Origin of the sequence: Methyloversatilis sp. NSM2, from assembly GCF_038066675.1 — a bacterium.
Lineage (GTDB): Bacteria > Pseudomonadota > Gammaproteobacteria > Burkholderiales > Rhodocyclaceae > Methyloversatilis > Methyloversatilis discipulorum_A.
Genome location: NZ_JBBUKV010000001.1, coordinates 639,863 through 663,338, shown reverse-complemented (window position 1 = coordinate 663,338; position 23,476 = coordinate 639,863). Strand labels below are relative to the sequence as shown.

Below are 23,476 nucleotides of genomic sequence, written 5' to 3'. Positions count from 1 at the left end.
GCGCGGATAAAACCCGATTATACGGGTTCGCCCCGCCCGCTGCCCCTGCGCGCTTACTGCTGGAAGCGGGCCTTGGCCTGCTCGACGCACGCATCCTTGGCGTTGCCGCTCATTTCATTGCAGCGGGCCTTGGCGGCCGCATACTGGGCTTCGAGGCGGTCCTCGGCGGTATCGGCCCGCTCTTCGCCGGCCTTGCGTCTCACCTTGGCGTCGGCCATGGCCGACTCACGCGCAGCCTTGGCTTCCTTGACGCAGGTCTTCTTGGCGCTCGAATCGAGCGCGTCGCAGCGGGTTTTCGCCGCTTCGTAATCCATGTCGGCGCGCTTCTTCGCCGCGTCGTACTGAGCCTCGGTCTGCGCCTCGATACGGTCTTCGACGTCGGCGGATGCGGCAGGCATCGAGAAAGCGGTCAGGGCCATCGAGCACAGCACGGTCAGCAATCGGGCTTGAGTCTTCATTGGACACTCCTTGATTCGTTTGATGAAGGCCCCGTCAAACGAGGCCGTCGGATGTTTCAGAGGCAGCACAACCAGGGCCGCGCCCCGATGACTTCAGCCTAGTCGCCGCGGCACTGATGGCGCGTAAGACGCCGGGGCACGCCATGTAGGAGAACACCACCCGAGGCTGTCGGACGCGCTGAACTGGCGGAAGACGCCCGCTTCGCAATAGCATCTGCATCTGCGGCATGCTCGCCCGGGCACTGCACCCGCACGCCGACCGGCCTGCCGGCAGGCGAGCGCCGCGCGAAAAGGAGCCGAAGCACGATGTCCGCCGTTGTCCCCCTCCCCGACGTGATCGACGCGAACCTGACCAATTTCCAGCGCGACGTGATCGACGTATCGCAGCGCATGCCGGTACTGGTCGACTTCTGGGCGCCTTGGTGTCAGCCCTGTCGTGTCCTGACCCCCAGACTGGAGGCGCTGGCCGCCGACTACGCCGGCCGGGTGCGTCTGGCCAAGATCAATTCGGACGACAACCCGGAACTGGCGCGCCGCTTCGGCGTGCGCGGCATCCCCAACGTGAAGGCCTTTGTTGGCGGCGTGGTGGTCGATGAATTCACCGGCGTTCTGCCGGACCGCGAACTGCGCGATTTCATGGACGCGCTGCTGCCGTCGCCGGCCCTGTCGGCCTTCGAAGAGGCGCAGGCCGCGCTCGCCCGCGGCGATGCCACCGCCTCGCTCGGCCTGTTCCAGGGCGCACTGGCCATCGATCCGGGATTCGAACCGGCGGTGCTCGGCCGGGTCGAGGCACTGATTGCGCTCGGCCGGCTCGACGACGCCCAGTCCGCACTCGACGCGCTGCCCTACGAGCAGGAAGACCGTGCTCGCATCGGCACGCTGTATGCGCGCATCGCCATCGCACGCCGCCAGCCGGGCGACGGCGACGAGAACTACGCCGCCCGCATCGCGCGCAATCCGGGCGACCTGAGCGCCCGCCTCGCCTTCGTTGCAGAGCTCGCCGCGCGCGAACAATGGGAGGAAGCGATGGAACAGGCGCTGGAAGTGGTACGCCGCGACCGCAGCTTCGACGACGACGCCGGCCGTCGCGCGCTGCTCGACCTGTTCGCGCTGCTCGGCTCGGGCGACGAACGGGTACGTCGCTACCGGCGCGAGCTGGCCGCCGTGCTCAACCGCTGACGACGATGGCGGAGCGGATACGCTGCTTTCCGCCGGTGGCCGATCCGGACACCGCGCGCGTGCTGATCCTGGGCTCCATGCCCGGCGTGGCCTCGCTGACCGCGCAGCGCTACTACGCCCATCCACGCAACCAGTTCTGGCCCATCATGGGTGCGCTGTTCGGCGCCGGTCCCGACCTGCCTTACGCCGAGCGGCTGCGCGCACTGACACGCGCGGGCATTGCACTGTGGGACGTGCTCGAAAGCTGCGAGCGCGCGGGCAGCCTGGACGCCGCGATCGACGTCCGCAGCGCGCAGGCCAACGACTTCGCCGCCTTTTTCGATGCGCACCCGGGCATCGTGCGCATCGCCTTCAATGGCGGCACGGCGGAAAAGCACTTCCGCCGTGACGTGATGCCGCATCTGCAGTCTCCTGTGCGGGCGCTCGATCTGCGGCGCCTGCCCTCGACCAGCCCGGCGCACGCCGGCATGGGTGCGCAGGAAAAGCTCGCGCGCTGGCGTGCGGCGCTGCAACCCCTGTGCGCGTCCGCGGTCGAAGCGCCGCTTTCAACCGACACCGTTCACACATGACCACCCTGCTCCTGTTCGCGCTCGGCCTGGGCGCACTGATCGCCGGCGCCGAACTGCTGGTGCGCGGCGCCTCGAAACTGGCCCTGTCCTTCGGCATCTCGCCGCTGGTGGTCGGGCTCACCATCGTCGCCTTCGGCACCAGCTCGCCGGAAATGGCGGTGTCGGTGCAGTCGGCCTGGGCGGGCAAGACCGATATGGCGGTCGCCAACGTGGTGGGCAGCAACATCTTCAACGTGCTGTTCATCCTCGGACTGTCGGCGCTGATCACGCCGCTGCTGGTCGACAAGCAGCTGATACGGCAGGAGGTGCCGATCATGATCGGCGCCTCGCTGCTGTTCGCCGGCCTGACGCTGGACGGCGGCCTGTCGCGTGCCGAGGGCGGTCTGCTGTTCGGCCTGCTGATCGCCTACACCGCTTTCCTGATCGTGCAGAGCCGTCGCCAGAACGCCGGCCTGGGCGAGGAATACGCGGAAAGCCTGCACAGCGAGGAAATCGCAGCTCATCCCGAAGCCTGGGACGCCAAGCTGCCGGTGCAGCTTGCGCTGATCGCCGGCGGTCTGGGCCTGCTGGTCGTCGGCTCCAACCTGATGGTCGACGCCGCCATCGTGTTCGCCCGTCATCTGGGCATCAGCGACACCGTGATCGGTCTGACCGTGGTCGCCGCCGGCACCTCGCTGCCCGAGGTGGCGGCCTCGATCACCGCGGCACTGCGCGGCCAGCGCGACATTGCGGTCGGCAACGTGGTCGGCAGCAACACCTTCAACCTGCTCGGTGCGCTCGGCCTGTCCGCCGTGGTCGCACCGGACGACCTCGTCCTGGGTTCGGCCATGCTGTCCTTCGACATCCCGGTCATGGTGGCCGTCTGCATCGCCTGCCTGCCCATCTTCGCCACCGGCAACCTGATCGCGCGCTGGGAGGGCGGCCTCTTCTTCGCCTACTACTGTGCCTACACGCTCTATCTGATCCTCGCGGCCAAGGACCATGACAATCTTGCCGATTACGCATTCGTGATGCAGACCATCGCGCTGCCGCTGACGGCGGTGACGCTGATCGTCATCAGCGTGCGCCACTGGCAGAGCCGCCGCAGCTAGCGGGGCTCGCCCGGCCGTACTTCAGCGGCGTGCACGCCGTCAGCATCGCGCAAGCAATCCGCAGGCATACTGGACAGATGAGCCGATCGACGCCATTGCCGACAGCACGCCGCACAGGTGCATGTGAACGATGACGCTTCGCCGGCCGACATCGATTGCAGGGCTGCTGATCGTACTCATCGTCACCACCGTGTCGGTGCTGCTGGCAGCGGTCGGCGCGCTGGCCTATCGCGCGTACAGCATCGCCGAACATGGCGAATTCGAGCGCTCGATCGAACTGGCCGCCGACCAGCTCGCGGTCGGTCTGGCGCCGGCGGCGTGGAATCTCGAGTACGAGCAGGTGCGCAAGCTGATGGAAAGCCGCATGCGCGACCGCTCGATCTATGGCGTCGTCGTGCAGCTGGACACCGCACGTTTCGCACTGCAGCGCAACGAGGACTGGGAACTGCAGTCGGTCGATGGCGACATCGACAGCACGGGCCTCTTCGTCACCGAGCAGCCGGTGAGCTTCGGCGAGCAGCGCATCGGCCAGGTACGCGTCATCGGCAGTCCGCGTTTCGTCGACCAGGACCTGCGCAGCGCACTGGCCACCATGGTGCTGTTCACCGTGCTGCTCGATGTGGTGCTGACGCTGGCGCTCTATATCGCGCTGCAACGCATGGTGCTGCAGCCACTGCGTCTGGTCGAGCGCCATGCCGACGAGGTGGCGCGGCACGGGCGGTCCACCACCGCGCTGGGCGATCTGAGCTTCCTCGGCGAACTGCAGCGGCTGACGCAGTCGGTCGACGCCATGGTGACGCAACTTGAAGCGCGCAACGCCGAACTCGAACGTTCGAACGAACGCTTCCGGCGGGTGATCCGCCTGCTGCCTCTGCCGATCAGCCTGTTCGATCGCGACGGTCGCATCCTGTACGTGAACGACTGCTTCGTGGACACCTTCGGCTACACGCTCGAAGACATTCCGGACGCGCACACCTGGTTCGGACTGGCCTACCCCGACCCGGCCTATCGCGCCGAGGTCCTGCAGACCTGGGGGCAGGAGCTGGCGAGCGCGCAGGGCACGTCCGGACTGGTGCGCGCCCGCCCCTATGTGGTGACCTGCAAGGACGGCAGCCGCAAGATCGTCGAGATCGGCGGCATGCTGGCCGATGACCCCAACATCACGGTGCTCAACGACATCACCGACCGCACCCGCGCTGAAGAGGAGCTGGCGCGCCACCGCGACCACCTCGAAGAACTGGTGTCCAGCCGCACGGCTGAGCTCGAAGCGGCCAATCGCCGGCTGGAGGAAACCCAGTTCGCGCTCGATCACGCGGGTGTCGCGATCCAGTGGATCGACGCCGCCAGCGGCTGTTTCAGCTACGTGAACGATCACGCCTGCACGCTCTATGGCTATCCGCGCGAACGTCTGCTCGGCATGCCGGCACACAGCGTGATCGACGACTTCACAGGCACACGCCTGAGCGCGCTCGAACCGGCGCTGCGCGCGCAGGGCCAGGCACGGATAGAGGCCGATGCCCGGCGGGGCGACGGCCGCGTCGTGCCGGTCGAGATCGGCATCTATTTCGATCCGCTGGCCGACGGCGGTGCTGCGCACTACATCGCCTTCTCGATCGACATCACACCGCGGCGTGAAGCGGAACAGGCCCTGATCGCCGCGCGCCTCGCCGCCGAGAGTGCGGCGCAGGCGCGCAGCGAATTCCTGGCCAACATGAGCCACGAAATCCGCACGCCGATGAACGCCGTCATCGGCATGACGCGGCTGGCGCTGCAGACCGAACTGACCGCCAGACAACGCAATTTCGTATCGAAGGCGAACGCGTCGGCGGTGGCACTGCTGGGCATCCTGAACGACATCCTCGATTTCTCGAAGGTCGAGGCGGGCCAGATCACCATCGAATCGGTGCCTTTCCGGCTGGACCGCGTATTTGAATCGCTGCTGTCCGTCGTGTCGCTGCGCGCCGAGGAAAAGGGCCTGGACCTGCTGTTCGACGTCGCGCCCGACGTGCCACCGGTGCTGGTCGGCGACCCGCTGCGCATGGGCCAGATCCTGACCAATCTGGCCGGCAACGCGATCAAGTTCACCGAGCGCGGCGAGGTGCTGGTGTCCTGCCGCGTCATTGCGCGCGACAGCCAGCATGCGACGCTGGCTTTCGGCGTGCGCGATACCGGCATCGGCATGAGTGCCGATCAGCTGGGCGGCCTGTTCCGCCCCTTCATGCAGGGCGACACGTCCATTTCTCGGCGCTTCGGCGGCACCGGTCTCGGCCTCGCGATCAGCCGGCGTCTGGCAGAGCTGATGGGCGGCACGCTGAGCGCGCACAGTGTGGAAGGCCAGGGCAGTACCTTCACTTTCACCGCACGCTTCGAGACCGGCGAGCTGCCGGACAGCGCCCTGCGGACGCTGCCGTCGGCGCTGCACAAGCGTCGCGTGCTGGTGGTCGACGACAACCCGGAAGCGCTGCAGATACTCTGCCGCGACCTCGAACACCTCGGCCTGAGTACCGAGCGCGCGCAGTCCGGCCCGCAGGCGATCGAACTGCTGCGCAGCCGGCCACCGTTCGCGCTGCTGGTGTGCGACTGGAAGATGCCGGGCATGGACGGCATCGAACTGATCCGTCGCGTGCAGTCCTGCGACGATCTCGCGCATCCGCCGGCAGTCGTCATGGTGAGCGCCTATGGCGCGGACGACCTGCAGCATGCCGGCGCCGGTCTGGCCATCGCCGGCGTACTCACCAAGCCGGCCAGCACCTCGTCGCTCTACGACGCCATCGTCTCGGCGCTCGGTCATCAGGTCGCCGCCGAAGGCAGCAGCGGCGACGCGCCCGGCAGCTTCCGCAGCGACGCACTGCGCGGACGCCGCGTGCTGCTGGTCGAGGACAATCCGATCAACCAGGAACTTGGCGTCGAAATCCTGACCGGTGCCGGGGTCCGCGTCACCGTCGCCGAGAACGGCGCCGAGGCGTTGCGACGGCTCGACGCGGAGGAATTCGACTGCGTGCTGATGGACGTGCAGATGCCGGTGATGGACGGCCTCGAAGCAACCCGCGAGATCCGCCGTCGCGAGCGACTGAACAAACTGCCGGTGATTGCGATGACCGCCGGTGCCATGCCGTGGGAACGGGAACATACGCGCGCCGCCGGCATGGACGACCACGTGACCAAGCCGGTCGATGTCGACGAATTGCTGCGCACGCTGACGCGCTGGCTGGGCAGCGTGCCGCCGCCGGAAGAGCCGGCAGCGGACAGCTCCGCACCAATCGCCGACGCCACGCCGCTGCTCGACACCGCCGCCGCACTGCGCAGCATGAATGGCGCCAGCGCGACCTATCGACGCGTGCTCGGCATGTTCCTCGACAGCGCAGACGACGCGCAGACGCAGCTGAAGCAGGCGTGGACCGATCGCGACTTCGACACCGTCGGGCAGCTGGCTCACCGGCACAAGGGCAGCGCGGCGACGCTCGGGGCGCGCGCCCTGAGCACGGCGCTGGACGCCGTTGAAATGGCCTGCCGCTCCGGCGATCCGGCAGCGATCGACGCTGCGATGACGGACAGCACACCTATCTTCGCCGCCACCGTCGAGGCGATGAGGGTGCAGGCGGACGCCGGCTCGCTCGCGCCACCGTCAGCCACCGAGCTGGACACGCTGCACGCCCTGCTGAGCAGCAACGACAGTGACGCGCAGGAGGCGATCGCCCGCCTGCTGGCGCGTGCTCAGCCTGCCGACATCCTGCCCGTCCTGCGGCAGATGTCGCGCGCGATGGAGCGCTACGACTTCGACGCCGCCCTGCTGCAGCTGGCGCAGCTGCGTGCCACGATCGCCGCTGGCGCAGCGGACGCGAGCGGGGTAGAGGGCCAGATCTAGGGCCGCACTTAGGGCTTCAGATAGCCCGAATCACGCATCAGCCGCGTCACCTCGGCCTGCGCTCTGCGCAGCGCGGTATCCACGTCCTGCTCGCCCTGCAGGGCACGCGCCAGCTCGGAGCCGACTGCATGGCCGATGGCGGGAAACTCCGCGATGCCGACCCACTGCACGCCGCTGTAATGGCGCCCCGGCAGTCGCGTGTGCGAACCGGCGATGGCTTCGTTCACGAAGCGCGAGAAGGGCGCGGCGTCGCGATAGCCGGGTGCATCGTAGGTCGACTGCCGGGTGCCCGGCGGTACCGCGACCCAGCCCCGACGCGCCGCCACCAGACGGACGTAATCGGCCGATGTCGCCCACTCGACGAAGCGGCGCGCCAGCGCCTTGTTCGGCGACGAATCGGGCACCGCCAGCGACCACACCCACAGCCAGTTCGCGCCGTCCCGTACGCGCTCGACCGGCGCCGGCGCAAAGCCCAGGCTGGCGGCAACCGAAGAGGTCCGCGGATCGAACAGCATGCCGGCCGCCACCGTGGCATCGATCCACATCGCGCAGCGGCCGCGGGCAAACAGGTCGAGCGTTTCCGGAAAGCCGTTGAGATGCGCGTCGGGCGGGCCGTAGCGTCGCATCAGGTCGAGGTAGAGCGACGCCGCCTCGCGCCACGGCGCGCTGTCGATTTCCGGTCGCCACTGCGGGTCGAACCAGCGGCCGCCGAAGGTATTCACCATGGTCGTGAGCACCGGCACGTTCTCGCCCCAGCCGGGGCGCCCGCGCAAGCATATGCCGTAGATGCCCTTGGCCGGATCGTGCAGCCGCGCCGCCAGCTGCCGGATGTCGGTGTAGGTCGGCTGCGCCGGCATGACGAGGTCAGCGGCGCGGAACAGATCGCGCCGGTAGAAGGTCATCGAGCTCTCGGCATAGAAGGGCAAGGCATACAGCTCGCCGCGATAGGACAGGCTGTCACGGACCGGCGCCAGCAGGTCGTCGGCGCGATAGCCGGCCGGCAGATCGCGGAACGGCGTAAGCCAGCCGCGCGCGGCCCACAGCGGCGCCTCGTAGGAGCCGATGGTCATCACGTCGAACTGGCCGTCGGCAATCGCCAGATCGGTCATCAGACGCGTGCGCAGCGAGTTCTCGTCCAGCACCCGCCATTCGGTCCGCACGCCCGGGTTCTGGCGCATGAACTCGGCGGACAGCGACTTCAGCAGCAGCATGTCCGGATTGTTGACCGTGCCCACCGTGATCACGTCGCGCCCCGAGGCCTGTGGCTTGCGCACACTCAGCCCGTGCCGCGTCAGGATGTCCTCGACGCGCCCTTCACGCACCAGCGCCGACAGCCCGCGGTTGAAGTCCGCACGCAGCCGCTCGTGCCGCGGCGCGCGCCGCGAGAAGGCGACGTGAAAATCGCTGCGGAACAGGGGTGGTCGCAGAAATTCTAGCTGGCCGATCAGGTGCGGCCGGTGCAGGATCATCAGATCGCTGGCGCGGAATTTGTCGACCACCATCAAATCGATGCGGCCCAGTGCCAGCTTGTCCAGGTTCTGCAGATCGCGATCGACGTACTCGCGCTTGAGGAAATCCGCGCCGTCGAACGCGGCCGACACCGATGCGCCGCGCACGGCACCAAAGCGCAGGTGCGACAGCTGGCGCAGCGTGTCAAGCGGTCGCGTCGCCGCGTCGGCCGGATAGGGAACTGCAAGCGAGCGCTTCTTCAGCAGACCGCCGTTGGCGCCGGGAAATGGCGCAGAGAGCACGAACTCGCCCGCCAGCGAACCGGAGTCAGGCGCTGGCAACAATCCGTCGACCTCCCCCGACGCCGCGACGCTGCGGGCGCGTGCCGGCGGATAGAAGCGGATGTCCACCGTGTAGCCGACGCGCTCGAAAGCGGTACGCACCAGTTCCGCCACATAGCCCTCGCGCGCATGCGTCGGGCCGATGTACGGCGACAGTTCGGCAGCGACCAGGCGAACCGTGCCCGCAGCCGTGGCCACGGACGCACCGAGCGACAGCGCGACCCCGCACAGCAGGCGCAGGAGTGAGCGGAACTGGAGCGGACGCACGGATGCTGCACCTCAGGCCTATGCATAGCGGCTCAGCATATCGCGCTGTCGGCCGGGGCGCATCGCCATTACGACACGCCGGCGCACGATCGCCGCGATCGACGGACAGGATGGGGATTGAGGGCGCAGAAAGCAGAACGGGGACGCCTCGAAAGGCGTCCCCGTTCTGGGTGTTGGAGCGGGAAACGAGGCTCGAACTCGCGACCTCAACCTTGGCAAGGTTGCGCTCTACCAACTGAGCTATTCCCGCGTATCGGCACTTGCGCGCCGACCGAATTGTCCTGGAGGCGAGGGTCGGAATCGAACCGGCGTCCACGGCTTTGCAGGCCGCTGCATGACCACTCTGCCACCTCGCCGGTGGTGCAGCCCGGTCAGGGGCTGCAAATAAAAAGGGGAAGAAGAACTTCCCCTTTTTCAAATCTTGGAGCGGGAAACGAGGCTCGAACTCGCGACCTCAACCTTGGCAAGGTTGCGCTCTACCAACTGAGCTATTCCCGCAAGACAGGCGCGCATTATAGGCCTGCCGAAAAAGCTGTCAACACTTCGCGCCGAAGATTTTTGTGGCGCGCTCAGATCGCCTTGCGCGCACGCAGCTCGGGCCATGCCTTTCGCATGTAGTACACCATGGACCACACGGTCAGCACCGCGGCGATCCAGATCAGCTTGCTGCCGATGAAGCCGACGTCGATGCCGAACAGCGGTTCGTAGTACAAAAGCATGGGGATCGCAATCATCTGCGCCGTCGTCTTCACCTTGCCTATCATCGACACGGCAACGCTGCGCGATGCACCCACCTTGGCCATCCACTCGCGCAGCGCCGAAATCGTGATTTCGCGACCGATGATGATGAGCGCGATGACTGTACTGGTCCGCGACAGCTCGACCAGCATGATCAGCGCAGCCGCCACCATGAGCTTGTCGGCCACCGGGTCGAGGAAAGCGCCGAAGGCGGAGGTCTGGTTCAGCGTGCGCGCGAGGTAGCCGTCCAGCCAGTCGGTAATGGCGGCGACGACGAACACGACGGTGGCGATCAGGTTCTTGTCCGGCATGATCAGCGTCTGGTCAGGCAGGAAGAACACACCGACGAAAAGCGGGATGAGCAGGATGCGCGCCCAGGTGAGCGCGGTTGGCAGCGTAAACATGAGCCCTAGTTTAACTGCCGCTGTATCTGTTCGGCGAGCTTGCGGCTGATGCCTTCGACTCGGCACAGATCTTCGACCGTGGCATTGCGCACGCCGGCCAGCCCGCCGAAGGTCGTAAGCAGGCGCTTGCGGCGCGCCGGTCCGATGCCCGGAATGTCTTCCAGCGTCGATGTCAGCCGCTTCTTCGCGCGTTTGGCGCGGTGACCGGCAATGGCGAAGCGGTGAGCCTCGTCACGGATTTCGGCGATCAGGTGCAGCGCCGGATGATCGGGGCCGAGTACAAGACCTGCGGAGACACCCGGGCGTATCAGCTCCTCGGCGCCCATCTTGCGCTCTTCGCCCTTGGCCACACCGACCAGCGGCAGATCGAGCCCGAGTTCGGCCATCACTTCGACAGCGATGCCGAGCTGGCCCTTGCCACCGTCTATCAGCACCAGATCGGGCCGCGCGCCCTCGCCGCTCGCCACCTTCTCGTAGCGTCGAGTCAGCACCTGGCGCATCGCCGCGTAGTCGTCACCTGGCGTGATGCCGTCGATGTTGTAGCGCCGGTACTCGCCGTTGCGCATCGCGCCGTTGGCCCACACGACGCAGGAGGCGACCGTCGCCTCACCCATCGTGTGACTGATGTCGAAGCATTCGATACGCTCGGGCGCGATATCGAGTTCGAGCGCCTCGACCAGCGCTGCGACACGATGCGAGGCGCGCGCGCCGGCGTCGATCTTCGCGCGCAGCGCGATCTCGGCGTTCTTCAGCGCCATGTCGGCCCACGCGCGTTCGCGCTCGTTGCGCGCGAGCGCCAGCGTCGAGCCCGGCAGCGGTGCCTCGACCTCGTCCTCCGGCAGCACATTGACGACGATGCGCCTGGGCGCGTTACCGCTCGCGTAGTGCTGGCTCAGGAAGGCCACCAGCATGTCGGCCGCACTGCCCTGCCCGGCCGCCGGGAAGTGGGCGTGATCGCCGAGATGGCGCCCGCCGCGCACCATCGCGTGATTGACGCAGGCGGCCCCGTCGCGCTCGATGGCGACGACGATGTCGAGGTCCTCGTCGCGCGCACTGTCGGCGAACTGCTTGTGCAGCACCTTGGACAGCGCGCGTATCTGGTCGCGTATCTGCGCCGCCTTCTCGAAGGCGAGCGCTTCGGCGGCGGCATTCATCTGCGCCGACAGCTTGTCGATCACCTCGGAGTGACGGCCGTTCAGGAAGAGCGCGGTCAGCCGCACGTCCTCGTCGTAGTCCTCCTTCGACACGAGGTCGACGCAGGGCGCGGAACAGCGGTGGATCTGATGCAGCAGACAGGGCCGCGAACGGTTGGCGAACACGCTGTTCTCGCAGGTGCGCAGCAGGAAGGCGCGCTGCACCAGCTGTATCGTGTCGCGCACCGCCCACACATTGGGCAGCGGCCCGAAATAGCGCGCGTCGCGCCCGACCGTGCCACGGAAGAAACCGATGCGTGGAAAGCGGTCGTTGCTGATCCGGATGTAAGGATAGGACTTGTCGTCCCGGAACAGGATGTTGTACTTCGGCCGCAGGCTCTTGATCAGGTTGTTCTCGAGGATGAGGGCCTCGGCTTCCGACCTGACGACGGTGATGTCCACCCGCGCGACCTGCGCCACCATGAGGCCGATGCGCGGACTCGACGGCGTGCGCTGGAAGTAGGACGACACGCGCCGGCGCAGATTCTTCGCCTTGCCGACGTAGAGCACGTCCTCGTCAGCGCCTATCATGCGATAGACACCGGGGTCTTCCGGCACCGTCGGCAGCCAGGCCTTCGCGTCGAAACCCATGTCTCGCAGCGTCCCCTTCAGGCGATCAGGCGTTGCACCGTGCCGAGTGCATCGCGGTAGCGCGCGTCCTGCGCCAGCACCGTGCGGTCGCCGTAGGGCTGCTTCGGCATCAGCGATTCGATGCGTGCGCTGCGCACGCTGTCGAATGCCGGCCGCCAGCCGTCGATCAGCTTCACTGCCTGGTCGCGCGCATTGCATACCAGCACCATGTCGCAACCGGCGTCCCACGCCGCCTCGGCGCGCGCGACCACGTCGCCGGCCACCGACGCCCCCTCCATCGACAGGTCGTCGCTGAACACGACGCCATCGAAGGCGAGCTTGTCGCGCAGGATGCCCTGCACCCAGGCACGCGAAAAACCGGCCGGCATGCGGTCGACCGCCGGATAGATCACGTGCGCCGGCATCACCGCGTCGATCTGCTTGCCGAGGTCGATGTAGGGGCGGATGTCGTCGGCCCAGATGGTGTCGAAATCGCGCTCGTCCACCGGAATCGCGACGTGCGAATCCGCCTCGACGAAACCGTGGCCAGGAAAGTGCTTGCCAACCGACTTCATGCCGGCCGCGCGCAGGCCTTCGGCCAGCGCACCGGCCAGCGGCGCGACGATGGCCGGGTCACGATGGAAGGCGCGATCGCCGATCACGCCGCTGCGTCCGAAGTCGAGATCGAGCACCGGCGTGAAGGACAGATCGACGCCCAGCGCGCGCAATTCGGCCGCCAGCACATAACCGGCGGCGCGCGCGTCGGCCAGCGCGCCCTGCGCATCCGCCTCGTAGCGCGCGCCGAGCGAACGCATTGTCGGCAGATGGGTGAAGCCATCGGACTTGAAGCGCTGCACCCGGCCGCCTTCGTGGTCGACCGCGATCAGCAGCGGCGGTCTGCGCACCGCGTGGATGGCTTCGGTCAGCGCGGCCAGCTGTTGCGCATCATGGAAGTTGCGGGCGAACAGGATAAGCCCGCCGACCGACGGGTGAGCCAGCAGTTCGCGGTCTTCGGCATCCAGTTCGAAGCCGGCCACGTCCATCATGACCGGTCCGGGTGGGGTCGTTCTCATGCGATGTTCTCCGTGCGCTCGACCACCACGAAGGCGAGCGCGTGTTCGGTTTCGTCGGACAGCGAAAGATGGGCATGCAGGCCGCGTGCGCTCATCCACGCCGTCAGCGTGTCGTCGTAGGCGAAAGCCGGTTTGCCCAGATCGTCGTGCGTCACGGCAATCGAGCGCAGCAGCACCGGCGTGCGGATGCCGGTGCCCAGCGCCTTGCCCAGCGCCTCCTTGGCGGCGAAGCGCTTGGCCAGGAAATGCGCCGGCTGCTTCGCCGATTCGTAGTCGGACACTTCGGCGGCGGCGAGGATGCGCCGCGCAATGGCGTCACCATCCTCGGCCAGCATGCGCTCGAAACGCGCGATGCCGCAGAGGTCGGTGCCGATGCCGAAGATCACGCAGCCCTCCCGGCCGCCTCGCGCATCAGCGCCTTCATTTCGCGCACCGCCTCACGCAGGCCGACGAACACCGAGCGGCTGACGATGGCGTGGCCGATGTGCAGTTCGCGCACGCCCGGCAGTTCGGCCACCGGCTGAACGTTGGCGTAGTTCAGTGCGTGGCCCGCGTTGAAGCGCATGCCGAGGTCGCGGATCATCTTGCCGCCGGCACGCACCTTGTCCAGCTCGACCACCACCGCCTGCGATTCGCGGTCGCGGCCCAGCCCGTGGAAGGCGTGCGCGTAAGGACCGGTGTGCACCTCGCACACCTGGGCGCCGATGCGGGCCGCCGCCTCGATCTGCGCCGGCTCGGCGTCGATGAACACGCTGGTGACGATGCCGGCGTCGCGCAGGCGGCCGATCACGCCCTTCAGTCGCTCTTCCTGCGACACGATGTCCAGCCCGCCCTCGGTCGTCACCTCGTGCCGGCCTTCCGGCACCAGCATGGCCATTTCCGGCTTCAGCGCGCAGGCGATGCCGACCATTTCCTCGGTGGCCGCCATTTCCAGATTGAGCTTGATGTGCACCAGATCGCGCAGCCGGCGCACGTCGTCGTCCTGGATGTGACGACGGTCCTCGCGCAGATGCACGGTGATGCCGTCGGCACCGCCCAGGTGCGCCTCGACCGCAGCCCATACCGGATCCGGTTCGTAGGTGCGGCGGGCCTGCCGGATGGTGGCCACGTGGTCGATATTGACACCCAGTTCGATCATGTTCAGAGATCCTGTAGTTCGATGAAAACGCGCCGCGTGCGCAGCTCCTGTCCCTGCAGATAATGCGCGATCAGCACGCGCATCAGTGTCTTTGCCAGCCGCGCGACCTGCGCGTCGGCGTAATCGTCGGCGTGGATGGCCAGCGCCTGAGCGCCGCTCAGGCTGACGTCGTCCGCACCGCCCTCGCCTTCGAGCAGCCCGAGCTCGGGCTTGTACATGTAGTGCGCCGCCGGATCGATCGCGTCGCCGTTGGCATCGTGGTCCAGCGTCAGCCCGTAGCCCAGTTCGCGCAGCAGTGCCTTTTCGAATCCGCGCAGCAAGGCTTCGTGGCGAACCGTTTCGGCCGGCGCCAGCGCGAGCTTCTGCACGGCTTCGGCATAGAGGTCGAACAGCGCCGGATGTGCGTCGTCGCGCGCCAGCAGGCGCTGCAGCAATTCGTTCAGATAGTAGCCCAGCAGCAGACGCGGGCCGGACAGCATGGGCCAGGCACGCTGCCATTCGGCACGCGCCAGCGTGCGCAGTTCGCCGGCACCGAACCAGCCCAGATCCAGCGGCTGGAATTCGACCAGCACGCCTCGCAGCTGCGAACGCGGCCGCTTGGCGCCGCGCGCGACCAGACCGATGCGGCCGAAGTCGCGGCTGAACACGTCAACCACCAGGCTCGTTTCGCGATAAGGATGCGACTGCAGCAGGAAGGCCGGCTGGCCGTCCACCCGCTGCTTGCCGGAAGTCACGGCACGGCCTTCCCGACGCCGGGCGCGTCAGCACGGATGGCGTGCATCGCCAACGATGTCATGGCTCGAAGCCCAGGCTCTTCAGCGCGCGCTCGTCGTCGGCCCAGCCGCTGCGCACCTTCACGTGCAGTTCGAGGAAAACCTTGGAACCGAACACCTTTTCCATATCGCTGCGCGCGGCCGAGCCCACCGATTTCAGCACCTCGCCGCCCTGGCCAATCACGATGCCCTTGTGTGCCTCGCGGCTGACGATGACGCAGGCGGCGATGCGGCGCAGATTGCCTTCCGCCTCGAAGCGCTCGATCTCGACCGCCAGGCCGTAAGGCAGTTCGTCACCCAGTTGCCGGAACAGCTTTTCGCGGATGTACTCGGCGGCAAGGAAGCGCTCGCTGCGGTCGGTAAAGTCGTCGGCGTCGAACATCGCCTGACCTTCCGGCAGCAGTTCGCCGGCGACCTTCAGCAGTGCGTCCAGCCCGTCGCCGCGCTGCGCGCTGACCGGCATGATGGCGTGGAAGTCGTGCAGCTTCGCGATGCGCTCGACGAAGGGCAGCAGCTTGGCGCGGTCACCGGTCTTGTCGGTCTTGTTCAGCAGCAGCAGCACCGGGCGGTCCTTCGGCAGCAGCGCGATCACTTCTTCGTCCGCCTCGGTCAGCCGACCGGCCTCGATCACGAACAGGATCACGTCCACGTCGGCCAGCGCCTGCGTGACTGCGCGATTCATCACGCGGTTGAGCGCGTTGCGGTGCTTGGTCTGGAAACCAGGCGTGTCGACGAACACGAACTGGTGCGCGTCACGCGTCAGCACGCCATGTATGCGGTGACGCGTGGTCTGCGCCTTGGCCGAGGTAATGCTCACCTTCTGGCCGATCAGCCGGTTCATCAGCGTCGACTTGCCGACGTTGGGTCGACCGACGATGGCGATGAAGCCGCAATGAGTGATGTCGGTCATGACTGCCCCTGAAGTTGTTCGAGTGCGCGCGTGGCGGCGGCCTGCTCGGCGTGGCGGCGGCTGCGTCCTTCGCCTTCGGTACGCAGACCGTAGGCTTCGACGATGCAGGCGGCGCAGAAGACCGGCGCGTGCGCCGGCCCGGAGGTGGAGGCGATTTCGTAGCGCGGCGGCTTCTTCGCGCGGGCGTGCAGCCACTCCTGCAGCGCCGTCTTCGGGTCGCGGGCGTCGCGCTCGGGATTCAGTGCGTTCAGGCGCGCATCAAGCAGGCGCGCGACCACCTTGCGCGCCGCCTCGTAGCCACCTTCGAGGAAGACCGCGCCGATCAGCGCCTCGAGCGCATTGGCCAGCAGCGCCGGACGGCTGCGACCGCCGGTCTTCAACTCACCGGCACTGAGCCGCAGCGCGTCGCCGACAGCGATGGCGGCAGCGATTTCGGCGAGCGTGTCTTCCTTCACCAGCGACGCGCGCAGCCTCGACAGCAGACCTTCGGGCACATCCGGAAAGCGGCGGAACAGCAGATCGGTGGCGACGCAGTCGAGCACCGCATCGCCCAGCAGTTCGAGCCGCTCGTTGTGAGTAGAAGAGAAGCTGCTGTGCGTCAGCGCCTGAGCGAGCAGTGCGCGCGACGCGAAAACGTGGCCGAGCGCCTGCTCGATCTGGGCATCCGGGTTCAACGCGTCAGTTCGACCCCGAGGCCGACCCTTCGAAGTCGAACAGCAGGCTCACCGGCCCGAACAGCGGCACCTTGCGCTGGTAGGCAAACGAAATCTCGACGCCCTGAGTGTCCTTGACGATGTCGAGATCGGCCGGCGTGACGCTGGACATCTCGTCCATGATGGCGCGCTTGGCGTAGGCATTGCGGTAGTCGGCGACGGTACCGCCCTTGACCTCGCCGCTCTTCACGATGGCTTTCACGTTCTTCAGGATGGTGTAGTACTCGATCACCGCCGGCACCGACTTCATGCCGAGGATGACGACGATGGCGACCAGACCCGCCACCAGAATGAATCCCACCATGCTCAGACCGGACTGCTTGCGCTGCATCGCTGTCTCCCTGTTGCCTGTTCTGATTGTCTGACGCTGCCCGATCAACGGAAGCTGCCGATGCGGCCGAAATCGATGCCCTTCGGCGGCACGATGGCATCCGCGTGGAACCAGACGAAGAAGGCTTTGCCGACGATGTTGGCGTCGGGCACGAAGCCCCACACACGGCTGTCCGCACTCTGGTCGCGGTTGTCGCCCAGCACGAAATAATGGCCGGCCGGCACCTCGCAGCGCACCCCTTCGTGATTGTAGACACAGTTCTCGCGCCCCGGAAAATCGAGCGGCATCGGTACGTCGGCGCGTGCGTCGCGGTCGTTCAGGATGGAATGTTCGACCTCGCCCAGCGTTTCCGAGTAACGGTTGGAATAGTAGGCACGTTCCTTGTGGAAGTAGTCCTCCTGCGCCTTCACCGGCACCTCGACGCCGTTGATGGTGAGTCGCTTGTTCTGGTAGGCGATCTTGTCGCCCGGCAGGCCGACCACGCGCTTGATGTAGTCGACCGACGGATCGGCCGGGTAGCGGAACACCATTACATCGCCGCGCTGCGGGTCATTCATGTCGACGATCTTGGTGTTGAGCACCGGCAGCCGCACGCCGTAGGTGTACTTGTTCACCAGGATGAAGTCGCCCACCAGCAGGGTCGGAATCATCGAACCGGACGGAATGCGGAAGGGCTCGACGACGAAACTGCGCAGCGTGAATACGACGATGATGACGGGGAAGAAGCTGGCACCGTATTCGACCCACCACGGGTCGGGGGTGCCGGCCGGGCGCTGCTTGGCAAACACTGCCTTGTCCATCACCCACAGAATGCCCGTGAGCACACACAGCACAAAAAGAATCAGTGCGAAATTCAAGATGGAATCCAGTCGTATTGTCGGGCATCCGGGCGGATGCCTCGTTTGTCGTCCGAGCCTGTTGGTCCTTACTTGTCGTCAACGCGCAGCACGGCGAGGAAGGCTTCCTGCGGAATTTCCACATTGCCCACCTGCTTCATGCGCTTCTTGCCGGCCTTCTGCTTTTCAAGCAGCTTCTTCTTCCGCGTGATGTCGCCGCCGTAGCACTTGGCCAGCACGTTCTTGCGCAGCGCCTTGATCGTTTCGCGCGCGATGATGTGGGCACCGATCGCCGCCTGCACCGGCACGTCGAACATCTGGCGCGGGATCAACTCACGCATCTTGGCCGCGACCTCGCGGCCGCGGAACTGCGCGTTGGCGCGGTGCACGATGACGGACAGCGCATCGACCTTCTCGCCGGCCACCATCAGATCGAGCTTCACCACGTCGGCGGCGCGGTATTCCTTGAACTCGTAGTCGAGCGAGGCGTAGCCGCGTGACACCGACTTCAGCTTGTCGAAGAAGTCGAACACCACTTCGGCCATCGGCAGGTCATAGGTCAGCTGCACCTGGCGACCGTGGTAGAGCATGTTCACCTGCTGGCCACGCTTCTGCTCACACAGCGTGATCACCGCACCCAGGTAATCCTGCGGCATGAAGATGACCGCCTTGATGATGGGTTCGCGGATTTCGGCGACCTTGGACGTTTCCGGCAGCTTGGACGGGTTTTCCACCATGACGACGCTGCCGTCGTTCATCAGCACCTCGTACACCACGGTCGGCGCCGTCGTGATCAGGTCCATGTCGAATTCACGCTCCAGCCGCTCCTGCACGATTTCCATGTGCAGCATGCCGAGGAAGCCGCAGCGGAAACCGAAGCCCAGCGCCTGCGACACCTCCGGCTCGTACTGCAGTGAGGCGTCGTTCAGCTTGAGCTTTTCCAGCGACTCGCGCAGCTGGTCGTACTCGCTGGCCTCGACCGGATACAGACCGGCGAACACCTGCGGCTTGATCTCCTTGAAGCCGGGCAGCGGCGCGTCAGCGCGGCGGTCAGCCAGCGTGATGGTGTCGCCGACCTTGGCGGCCTGCAGTTCCTTGATGCCGGAAATGATGAAGCCCACCTCGCCCGCCGACAGACTGGTCTTCTGCACCGATTTCGGCGTGAACACGCCGACCTGGTCGCACTGGTACTGGGCACCGGTCGACATCAGCAGCATCCTGTCCTTGGGCTTCAGCGCGCCATCGACCACGCGCACGAGCATGACCACGCCGACATAATTGTCGAACCAGGAATCGATGATGAGCGCCTTCAGCGGCGCGTCCGGGTCGCCCTTGGGCGCCGGAATGCGCGCGATCACCGCTTCGAGGATGTCGTCGATGCCCATGCCGGTCTTGGCCGAACACGGAATGGCGTCGGTCGCGTCGATGCCGATCACGTCCTCGACTTCCTGCTTCGCGTTGTCCGGATCGGCCTGCGGCAGGTCCATCTTGTTCAGCACCGGCACCACCTCGACGCCGAGGTCGAGCGCGGTGTAGCAGTTCGCCACCGTCTGCGCCTCGACCCCCTGAGAGGCGTCGACCACCAGCAGCGCGCCTTCGCAGGCGGACAGCGAGCGGCTTACCTCGTAGGAAAAGTCGACGTGCCCCGGGGTGTCGATCAGGTTCAGGTTATAGACCTGACCATCCTTGGCCTTGTACGACAGCGCAGCAGTCTGCGCCTTGATGGTGATGCCGCGCTCGCGCTCCAGATCCATCGAGTCAAGCACCTGCGCCTCCATCTCGCGGTCGGACAGGCCGCCGCAGCGCTGGATCAGCCGGTCCGCCAGCGTGGACTTGCCGTGATCGATGTGGGCGATGATGGAAAAATTTCGGATGTGCTGCATCAGTCGAATGGAATCGGGAACGGAATCAAAAAAGGGCGGCGGAAAACAAAAAAGGGCGCCGTGGCGGGCACCCCTGTGCGGTCAGCCGGACCGGGCCTGCAGTCAAGCGCGCGATTCTAGCAGATAGGCCCGTACAGCCCCCTCGTCCAGCCGGTGCCGGCACAGTTCGCGATCGCCCGCACAGAGCACCGGAATGTGCTCGCCGTAGGCGTCCTCGAATTCCTCGTGCTCGTCGATATCGATTTCGCGCACGATTACGCCCTGACCGGCGATCAGCGGCTCGAGCGCCTCGATCAGCTCGTCGCAGAGGTGACACCAGCGCCGCAGGTACAGCGTCAGCTCGCGCTGCGTCCCGCTCACTTGCCGTCGCCCTGCCCGTTCGGCGCGCGCAGCGTCAGGAAGGTCTGGCTGTCGCCGCGGCGCACCAGCACCGTCAGCCCGACCTTGGGTTCGATGCTGGAGAGGATCTTGTTGAACTGCTCCAGCGTGCCGACCGGCGTCTGCTTGCCGCGGGCGATCACCGCCAGGATGATGTCTCCGGCGCGCAGGTCGGAACGCTGGTTGCCAGCGACCTCCTCGACCTTCAGCCCGCCGTCGACCTTCAGTTCGCGCTTCTGCTGCGGCGTCAGCTCGGACAGCACCAGGCCGAGCCGATTGGGCGCAGGCGCTGCCTCGGGTGCTGCGCCCCGGCGTGCCTTGCGCGGGTCGATACGTTCGTCGCTCAGTTCGGCCACGGTGACGCGGATGTCGCGCGTCGCACCATTGCGCCAGATCTGCGCCACCGACGCCGTACCCGGCTTCGTCCCGCCCACCAGCCGCGGCAGATCGCCCGACTTCTCGACCTGCTTGCCGTCGAAACGCAGGATCACGTCGCCCGGTTCGATGCCCGCCTTCTCCGCCGGGCCACGCGGCTCGACCGAACTGACCAGCGCACCTTCGGCGTTCGGCAGGCCGAAGGAGTCGGCCAGTTCCTTCGTCACCTCCTGGATGACCACGCCGATGCGCCCGCGCTGCACGCGGCCGGTGGCGCGCAGTTGCGACTGCACATCCATCGCGACGTCGATAGGGATGGCGAAGGACAGGCCCATGAAACCGCCGTTGCGACTGTAGATCTGCGAATTGATGCCGACCACCTCGCCGCGCAGATTGAACAGCGGCCCGCCCGAATTGCCGGGGTTGATGGCCACGTCGGTCTGGATGAACGGAACGAAGTTTTCCTGCGGCAGCGAGCGGCCCTTGGCGGACACGATGCCTGCCGTGACCGAACTTTCGAAACCGAAGGGAGAACCGATGGCAACGACCCACTCGCCTACCTTGAGCTTGCTGGCGTCACCGAAACGGACGACCGGCAGGCCGGAGGCGTCGATCTTGAGCACGGCGACGTCGGTGCGCTTGTCGGCACCGATCACGCGGGCCCTGAACTCGCGCTTGTCCGACAGGCGTACGGTGATCTCGTCGGCTTCATCGACCACGTGAGCATTGGTCATCAGGTAGCCGTCGGCCGAAATGATGAAACCGGAACCGAGCGATCGGGCATCCTGCGTGCCCGGTACGCCCGGCTGCTGCGGAATGAAGCGGCGAAAGAAATCGAACATCGGGTCGTCTTCGTCCAGACCCGGCGGAAGCTGCGGCATCGCCCGCGTACTGACCTTCTGCGTCGTGCTGATGTTGACCACTGCCCGCCCCTGCTGCTCGACCAGCTGCGAAAAATCGGGCAGTTCGCGCTGCGCGCTGGCCGGGGGAACGAGGGCAAACAGGCAACTCAGGCTGAACACCGCAGCCGCAAACAGGGATTTCATGATCTGGGCGAAAGGTCGCGACCGGAAAGAATGCGTACGGAAGGAATGAGCGTGCTGCGCGAGCGACTGCCGCGCAGCCAGAGCGCTGCCGCGATCAGACCGACCACGGCCCCGGCGGCCACGGAGAGGTCAGAATCGCCGGCGAGCAGCATGGCCAGTGCAACGCCCACGAACAGCGCGAGCAGCGCGACGCCGTAGGTCAGCAGCGCGGCGATCAGCGGCGCCCGCTGCGATACGACGACATCGACACGTTCGCCGGGCAACACGGCAACGTCGACGGGTATGACGTAGGTCGCCGCGGCCGATTCACAGGCCCGACCGCAGCCACCGCTTTCGGCACATCGACCACAACCGCTCTGGCGCTCGACATCGACCCAGGCGAAACCATCGGCGACGCGGCGGACCTGGCCCGAACGGACGTTCATCAACGCTTCTGTCCCACCGCGTCCGCCATGCGCTGCAGACTGTGCGGCGGCACTTCGCCGAGCGCGGTGATGACGTAGCCCGCAAGCCGTCGCTTATAGACGTTCACCGCGCCGTGTTTCATCGGCCCGACGACGTTTCCGTCCTCCTTGCGGTAGGGCTCGATGAATACCGAAATTGCAGCGAGGCCGTCGGAAAACACCATATGGACCATGTCGGGGCGGTCCGGACCGAGCGACCGCTTCATGCCGGCGATCTGACGGAAGCCCGGCACGTCGCCGTTCAACGTCCAGCCGAGATCGGCATTCTGGGCCTGGGTCGAATTCGCCGTATGTACCTTCCAGCCGGACGACGAGGCGGCCAGCCTGGACTGCACGTCCTCACGCGTCAGCGCCGGACCGAGCTGCAGCTGGGCGAAGGCGAACTGTTCTATCGGCTCGCTGCGCTCATTCACCATGCGTGCCTTCAGCAGCAGACCGGTCTGTGCCTCGATCCAGAACATGTGACCGTAACGGTAACCGTCCTTCGGTTCGAGCAGCACGGACTGGGTATCGAAACCCGCGACGCGGCCGGGCGGGCCTTTGCGAACCGTGTAGTAATCGCTGAGCGCACCGACCGATTCCGGCAACAGCGACGGGAAGGTCTTCCGCGCCCCACGCCGGTCTTCGATGATGATCTTTTCCTTCGGCAGGTAGCAACGCACCTCGTCATTGACGCGGATGACCTCGCGCGGGCTGCCGTCGAGCACTTCCAGCCGTTCGACCGAATTGCCGTCGGTGTCGACGTAGTGCGCGACACGCGAGGTTTCGACGTTCGAACCGCTCTGATAGACGAAGGTACCGATGTAGGAAGTGCGCTGCGAGGCGCTCACTGCTCGCCCGAGGAGGGACAGCGCTTCAGGCTGCCCCTGGGCCAGCGCGCCCTGCGCAAACAGCAAGGACGCAAACAGCCAGACTGCCCGCACGATCATCGACGGTCGTCGGTCTGCGGATCCGAAACGCCGCGCGCGTAGAGCGCGACGCCCTGCATGCTGCCGGTCGGCGAGTAACCCTGATGCGCGACCAGATAGGCGCGAAGGGGGGATTCGGTCTGTGCAAGCTGCACCGGCACGACCACCGGAGCAACCGCCAGTTGCGGCTGCACGTCAGGAGCGGACATGAAGTCGAGGCCCAGCCAGGACACCAGCGCGACACCGGCAACGGCCGCCGCCGCGGGCATCCACAGCCGCTTCGCTTCGGGCTGCACGCGGAAGGCGACCGGCGCGAGCACCGTAGGCTCGTCATCGAGCCTGCTCATGACCGAAGCCGTGAAGCGCGCATCGAAACCAGTGTCGCCGCGCAGCACATCACCGATCATCACCTGCAATGCAAACTCATCGCGCAGATCGCCGTCCGCGTGCAGGCGATCCAGCACCTGCTGCGACGTGCGCTCATCGAGCTCGTCATCGATGAATGCGCTCAGATTCTCTTTCAT

Annotated in this window: 22 protein-coding genes and 3 tRNA genes; 4 read left to right on the top strand and 21 right to left on the bottom strand. The window is 66.4% G+C overall.

Features of this window, described 5'->3' with window-relative positions; genetic code table 11:
• Positions 1 to 53: 53 nt before the first annotated feature.
• Positions 54 to 458 carry a hypothetical protein gene (locus WJU27_RS03025; RefSeq protein WP_029143738.1) on the bottom strand — a complete coding sequence of 135 codons (405 nt, stop codon included), beginning with the start codon at positions 456 to 458 and terminating at the stop codon, positions 54 to 56.
• A gap of 306 nt (positions 459 to 764) precedes the next feature.
• Here WJU27_RS03025 and WJU27_RS03020 point away from each other — a divergent pair, with 306 nt between their 5' ends.
• From WJU27_RS03020 to WJU27_RS03005, 4 genes are all read left to right on the top strand, one after another.
• The gene (locus WJU27_RS03020; protein WP_296812209.1) at positions 765 to 1,637 is read left to right on the top strand and encodes a tetratricopeptide repeat protein; all 873 of its coding nucleotides are present in this window, start codon (positions 765 to 767) and stop codon (positions 1,635 to 1,637) included.
• A gap of 5 nt (positions 1,638 to 1,642) precedes the next feature.
• Positions 1,643 to 2,206, top strand: a complete 564-nt coding sequence (locus tag WJU27_RS03015; protein WP_341421086.1) for a DNA-deoxyinosine glycosylase — start codon at positions 1,643 to 1,645, stop codon at positions 2,204 to 2,206.
• Entirely contained in the window at positions 2,203 to 3,297 is a 1,095-nt protein-coding gene (locus WJU27_RS03010) for a calcium/sodium antiporter (RefSeq protein WP_020165046.1), read from the top strand. Before WJU27_RS03015 ends, WJU27_RS03010 begins: the two co-directional genes overlap by 4 nt.
• Before the next feature lie 130 nt (positions 3,298 to 3,427).
• Positions 3,428 to 7,162: a response regulator gene (locus WJU27_RS03005; RefSeq protein ID WP_341421085.1), complete on the top strand. Its 3,735-nt coding sequence runs from the start codon at positions 3,428 to 3,430 to the stop codon at positions 7,160 to 7,162.
• Positions 7,163 to 7,170: 8 nt separating this feature from the next.
• On the opposite strand, the gene WJU27_RS03000 is transcribed toward WJU27_RS03005, so the two are convergent.
• From WJU27_RS03000 to WJU27_RS02905, 20 genes are all read right to left on the bottom strand, one after another.
• Positions 7,171 to 9,219, bottom strand: coding sequence for an extracellular solute-binding protein (locus WJU27_RS03000; RefSeq protein ID WP_341421084.1), 2,049 nt, complete (start codon positions 9,217 to 9,219; stop codon positions 7,171 to 7,173).
• 174 nt (positions 9,220 to 9,393) lie between these two features.
• Positions 9,394 to 9,469, bottom strand: a tRNA-Gly gene (locus WJU27_RS02995).
• Between the two features lie 32 nt (positions 9,470 to 9,501).
• Positions 9,502 to 9,575: transfer RNA gene (locus WJU27_RS02990), tRNA-Cys, on the bottom strand.
• A gap of 66 nt (positions 9,576 to 9,641) precedes the next feature.
• A tRNA-Gly gene (locus tag WJU27_RS02985) sits at positions 9,642 to 9,717 on the bottom strand.
• Between the two features lie 71 nt (positions 9,718 to 9,788).
• A complete protein-coding gene (gene pgsA / locus WJU27_RS02980) occupies positions 9,789 to 10,361 on the bottom strand; it encodes a CDP-diacylglycerol--glycerol-3-phosphate 3-phosphatidyltransferase (RefSeq protein ID WP_020165049.1) in 573 nt (190 codons plus the stop codon).
• Between the two features lie 5 nt (positions 10,362 to 10,366).
• Positions 10,367 to 12,154 carry an excinuclease ABC subunit UvrC gene (uvrC, locus tag WJU27_RS02975; protein WP_341421619.1) on the bottom strand — a complete coding sequence of 596 codons (1,788 nt, stop codon included), beginning with the start codon at positions 12,152 to 12,154 and terminating at the stop codon, positions 10,367 to 10,369.
• Positions 12,155 to 12,162: 8 nt separating this feature from the next.
• Positions 12,163 to 13,197 carry a beta-N-acetylhexosaminidase gene (nagZ, locus tag WJU27_RS02970; RefSeq protein ID WP_232416043.1) on the bottom strand — a complete coding sequence of 345 codons (1,035 nt, stop codon included), beginning with the start codon at positions 13,195 to 13,197 and terminating at the stop codon, positions 12,163 to 12,165.
• Positions 13,194 to 13,583 carry a holo-ACP synthase gene (gene acpS / locus WJU27_RS02965; RefSeq protein ID WP_020165052.1) on the bottom strand — a complete coding sequence of 130 codons (390 nt, stop codon included), beginning with the start codon at positions 13,581 to 13,583 and terminating at the stop codon, positions 13,194 to 13,196. Before acpS ends, nagZ begins: the two co-directional genes overlap by 4 nt.
• Entirely contained in the window at positions 13,580 to 14,335 is a 756-nt protein-coding gene (locus tag WJU27_RS02960) for a pyridoxine 5'-phosphate synthase (RefSeq protein ID WP_020165053.1), read from the bottom strand. The genes acpS and WJU27_RS02960 overlap by 4 nt, the downstream gene beginning before the upstream one ends.
• 2 nt (positions 14,336 to 14,337) lie before the next feature.
• Complete coding sequence (recO, locus tag WJU27_RS02955; RefSeq protein WP_029143740.1) at positions 14,338 to 15,069, bottom strand: DNA repair protein RecO; 732 nt, start codon at positions 15,067 to 15,069, stop codon at positions 14,338 to 14,340.
• A 58-nt stretch (positions 15,070 to 15,127) separates the two neighbouring features.
• On the bottom strand, positions 15,128 to 16,018 hold the full coding sequence (gene era / locus WJU27_RS02950; RefSeq protein ID WP_020165055.1) for a GTPase Era: 891 nt from the start codon (positions 16,016 to 16,018) through the stop codon (positions 15,128 to 15,130).
• Positions 16,015 to 16,692: a ribonuclease III gene (gene rnc / locus WJU27_RS02945; protein ID WP_019917819.1), complete on the bottom strand. Its 678-nt coding sequence runs from the start codon at positions 16,690 to 16,692 to the stop codon at positions 16,015 to 16,017. The genes era and rnc overlap by 4 nt, the downstream gene beginning before the upstream one ends.
• A 4-nt stretch (positions 16,693 to 16,696) precedes the next feature.
• Positions 16,697 to 17,062: a DUF4845 domain-containing protein gene (locus tag WJU27_RS02940; protein WP_020165057.1), complete on the bottom strand. Its 366-nt coding sequence runs from the start codon at positions 17,060 to 17,062 to the stop codon at positions 16,697 to 16,699.
• Positions 17,063 to 17,106: 44 nt separating this feature from the next.
• Complete coding sequence (lepB, locus tag WJU27_RS02935; RefSeq protein WP_020165058.1) at positions 17,107 to 17,919, bottom strand: signal peptidase I; 813 nt, start codon at positions 17,917 to 17,919, stop codon at positions 17,107 to 17,109.
• Between the two features lie 68 nt (positions 17,920 to 17,987).
• Positions 17,988 to 19,781: a translation elongation factor 4 gene (gene lepA / locus WJU27_RS02930; protein ID WP_341421083.1), complete on the bottom strand. Its 1,794-nt coding sequence runs from the start codon at positions 19,779 to 19,781 to the stop codon at positions 17,988 to 17,990.
• Positions 19,782 to 19,883: 102 nt separating this feature from the next.
• Positions 19,884 to 20,141, bottom strand: a complete 258-nt coding sequence (locus tag WJU27_RS02925) for a glutaredoxin family protein (protein ID WP_020165060.1) — start codon at positions 20,139 to 20,141, stop codon at positions 19,884 to 19,886.
• Positions 20,138 to 21,580, bottom strand: coding sequence for a DegQ family serine endoprotease (locus WJU27_RS02920; RefSeq protein ID WP_341421082.1), 1,443 nt, complete (start codon positions 21,578 to 21,580; stop codon positions 20,138 to 20,140). The genes WJU27_RS02925 and WJU27_RS02920 overlap by 4 nt, the downstream gene beginning before the upstream one ends.
• Complete coding sequence (locus tag WJU27_RS02915; protein WP_341421081.1) at positions 21,577 to 22,005, bottom strand: SoxR reducing system RseC family protein; 429 nt, start codon at positions 22,003 to 22,005, stop codon at positions 21,577 to 21,579. The genes WJU27_RS02920 and WJU27_RS02915 overlap by 4 nt, the downstream gene beginning before the upstream one ends.
• Entirely contained in the window at positions 22,005 to 22,973 is a 969-nt protein-coding gene (locus WJU27_RS02910) for a MucB/RseB C-terminal domain-containing protein (protein WP_020165063.1), read from the bottom strand. Before WJU27_RS02910 ends, WJU27_RS02915 begins: the two co-directional genes overlap by 1 nt.
• Entirely contained in the window at positions 22,970 to 23,476 is a 507-nt protein-coding gene (locus WJU27_RS02905) for a sigma-E factor negative regulatory protein (protein ID WP_020165064.1), read from the bottom strand. Before WJU27_RS02905 ends, WJU27_RS02910 begins: the two co-directional genes overlap by 4 nt.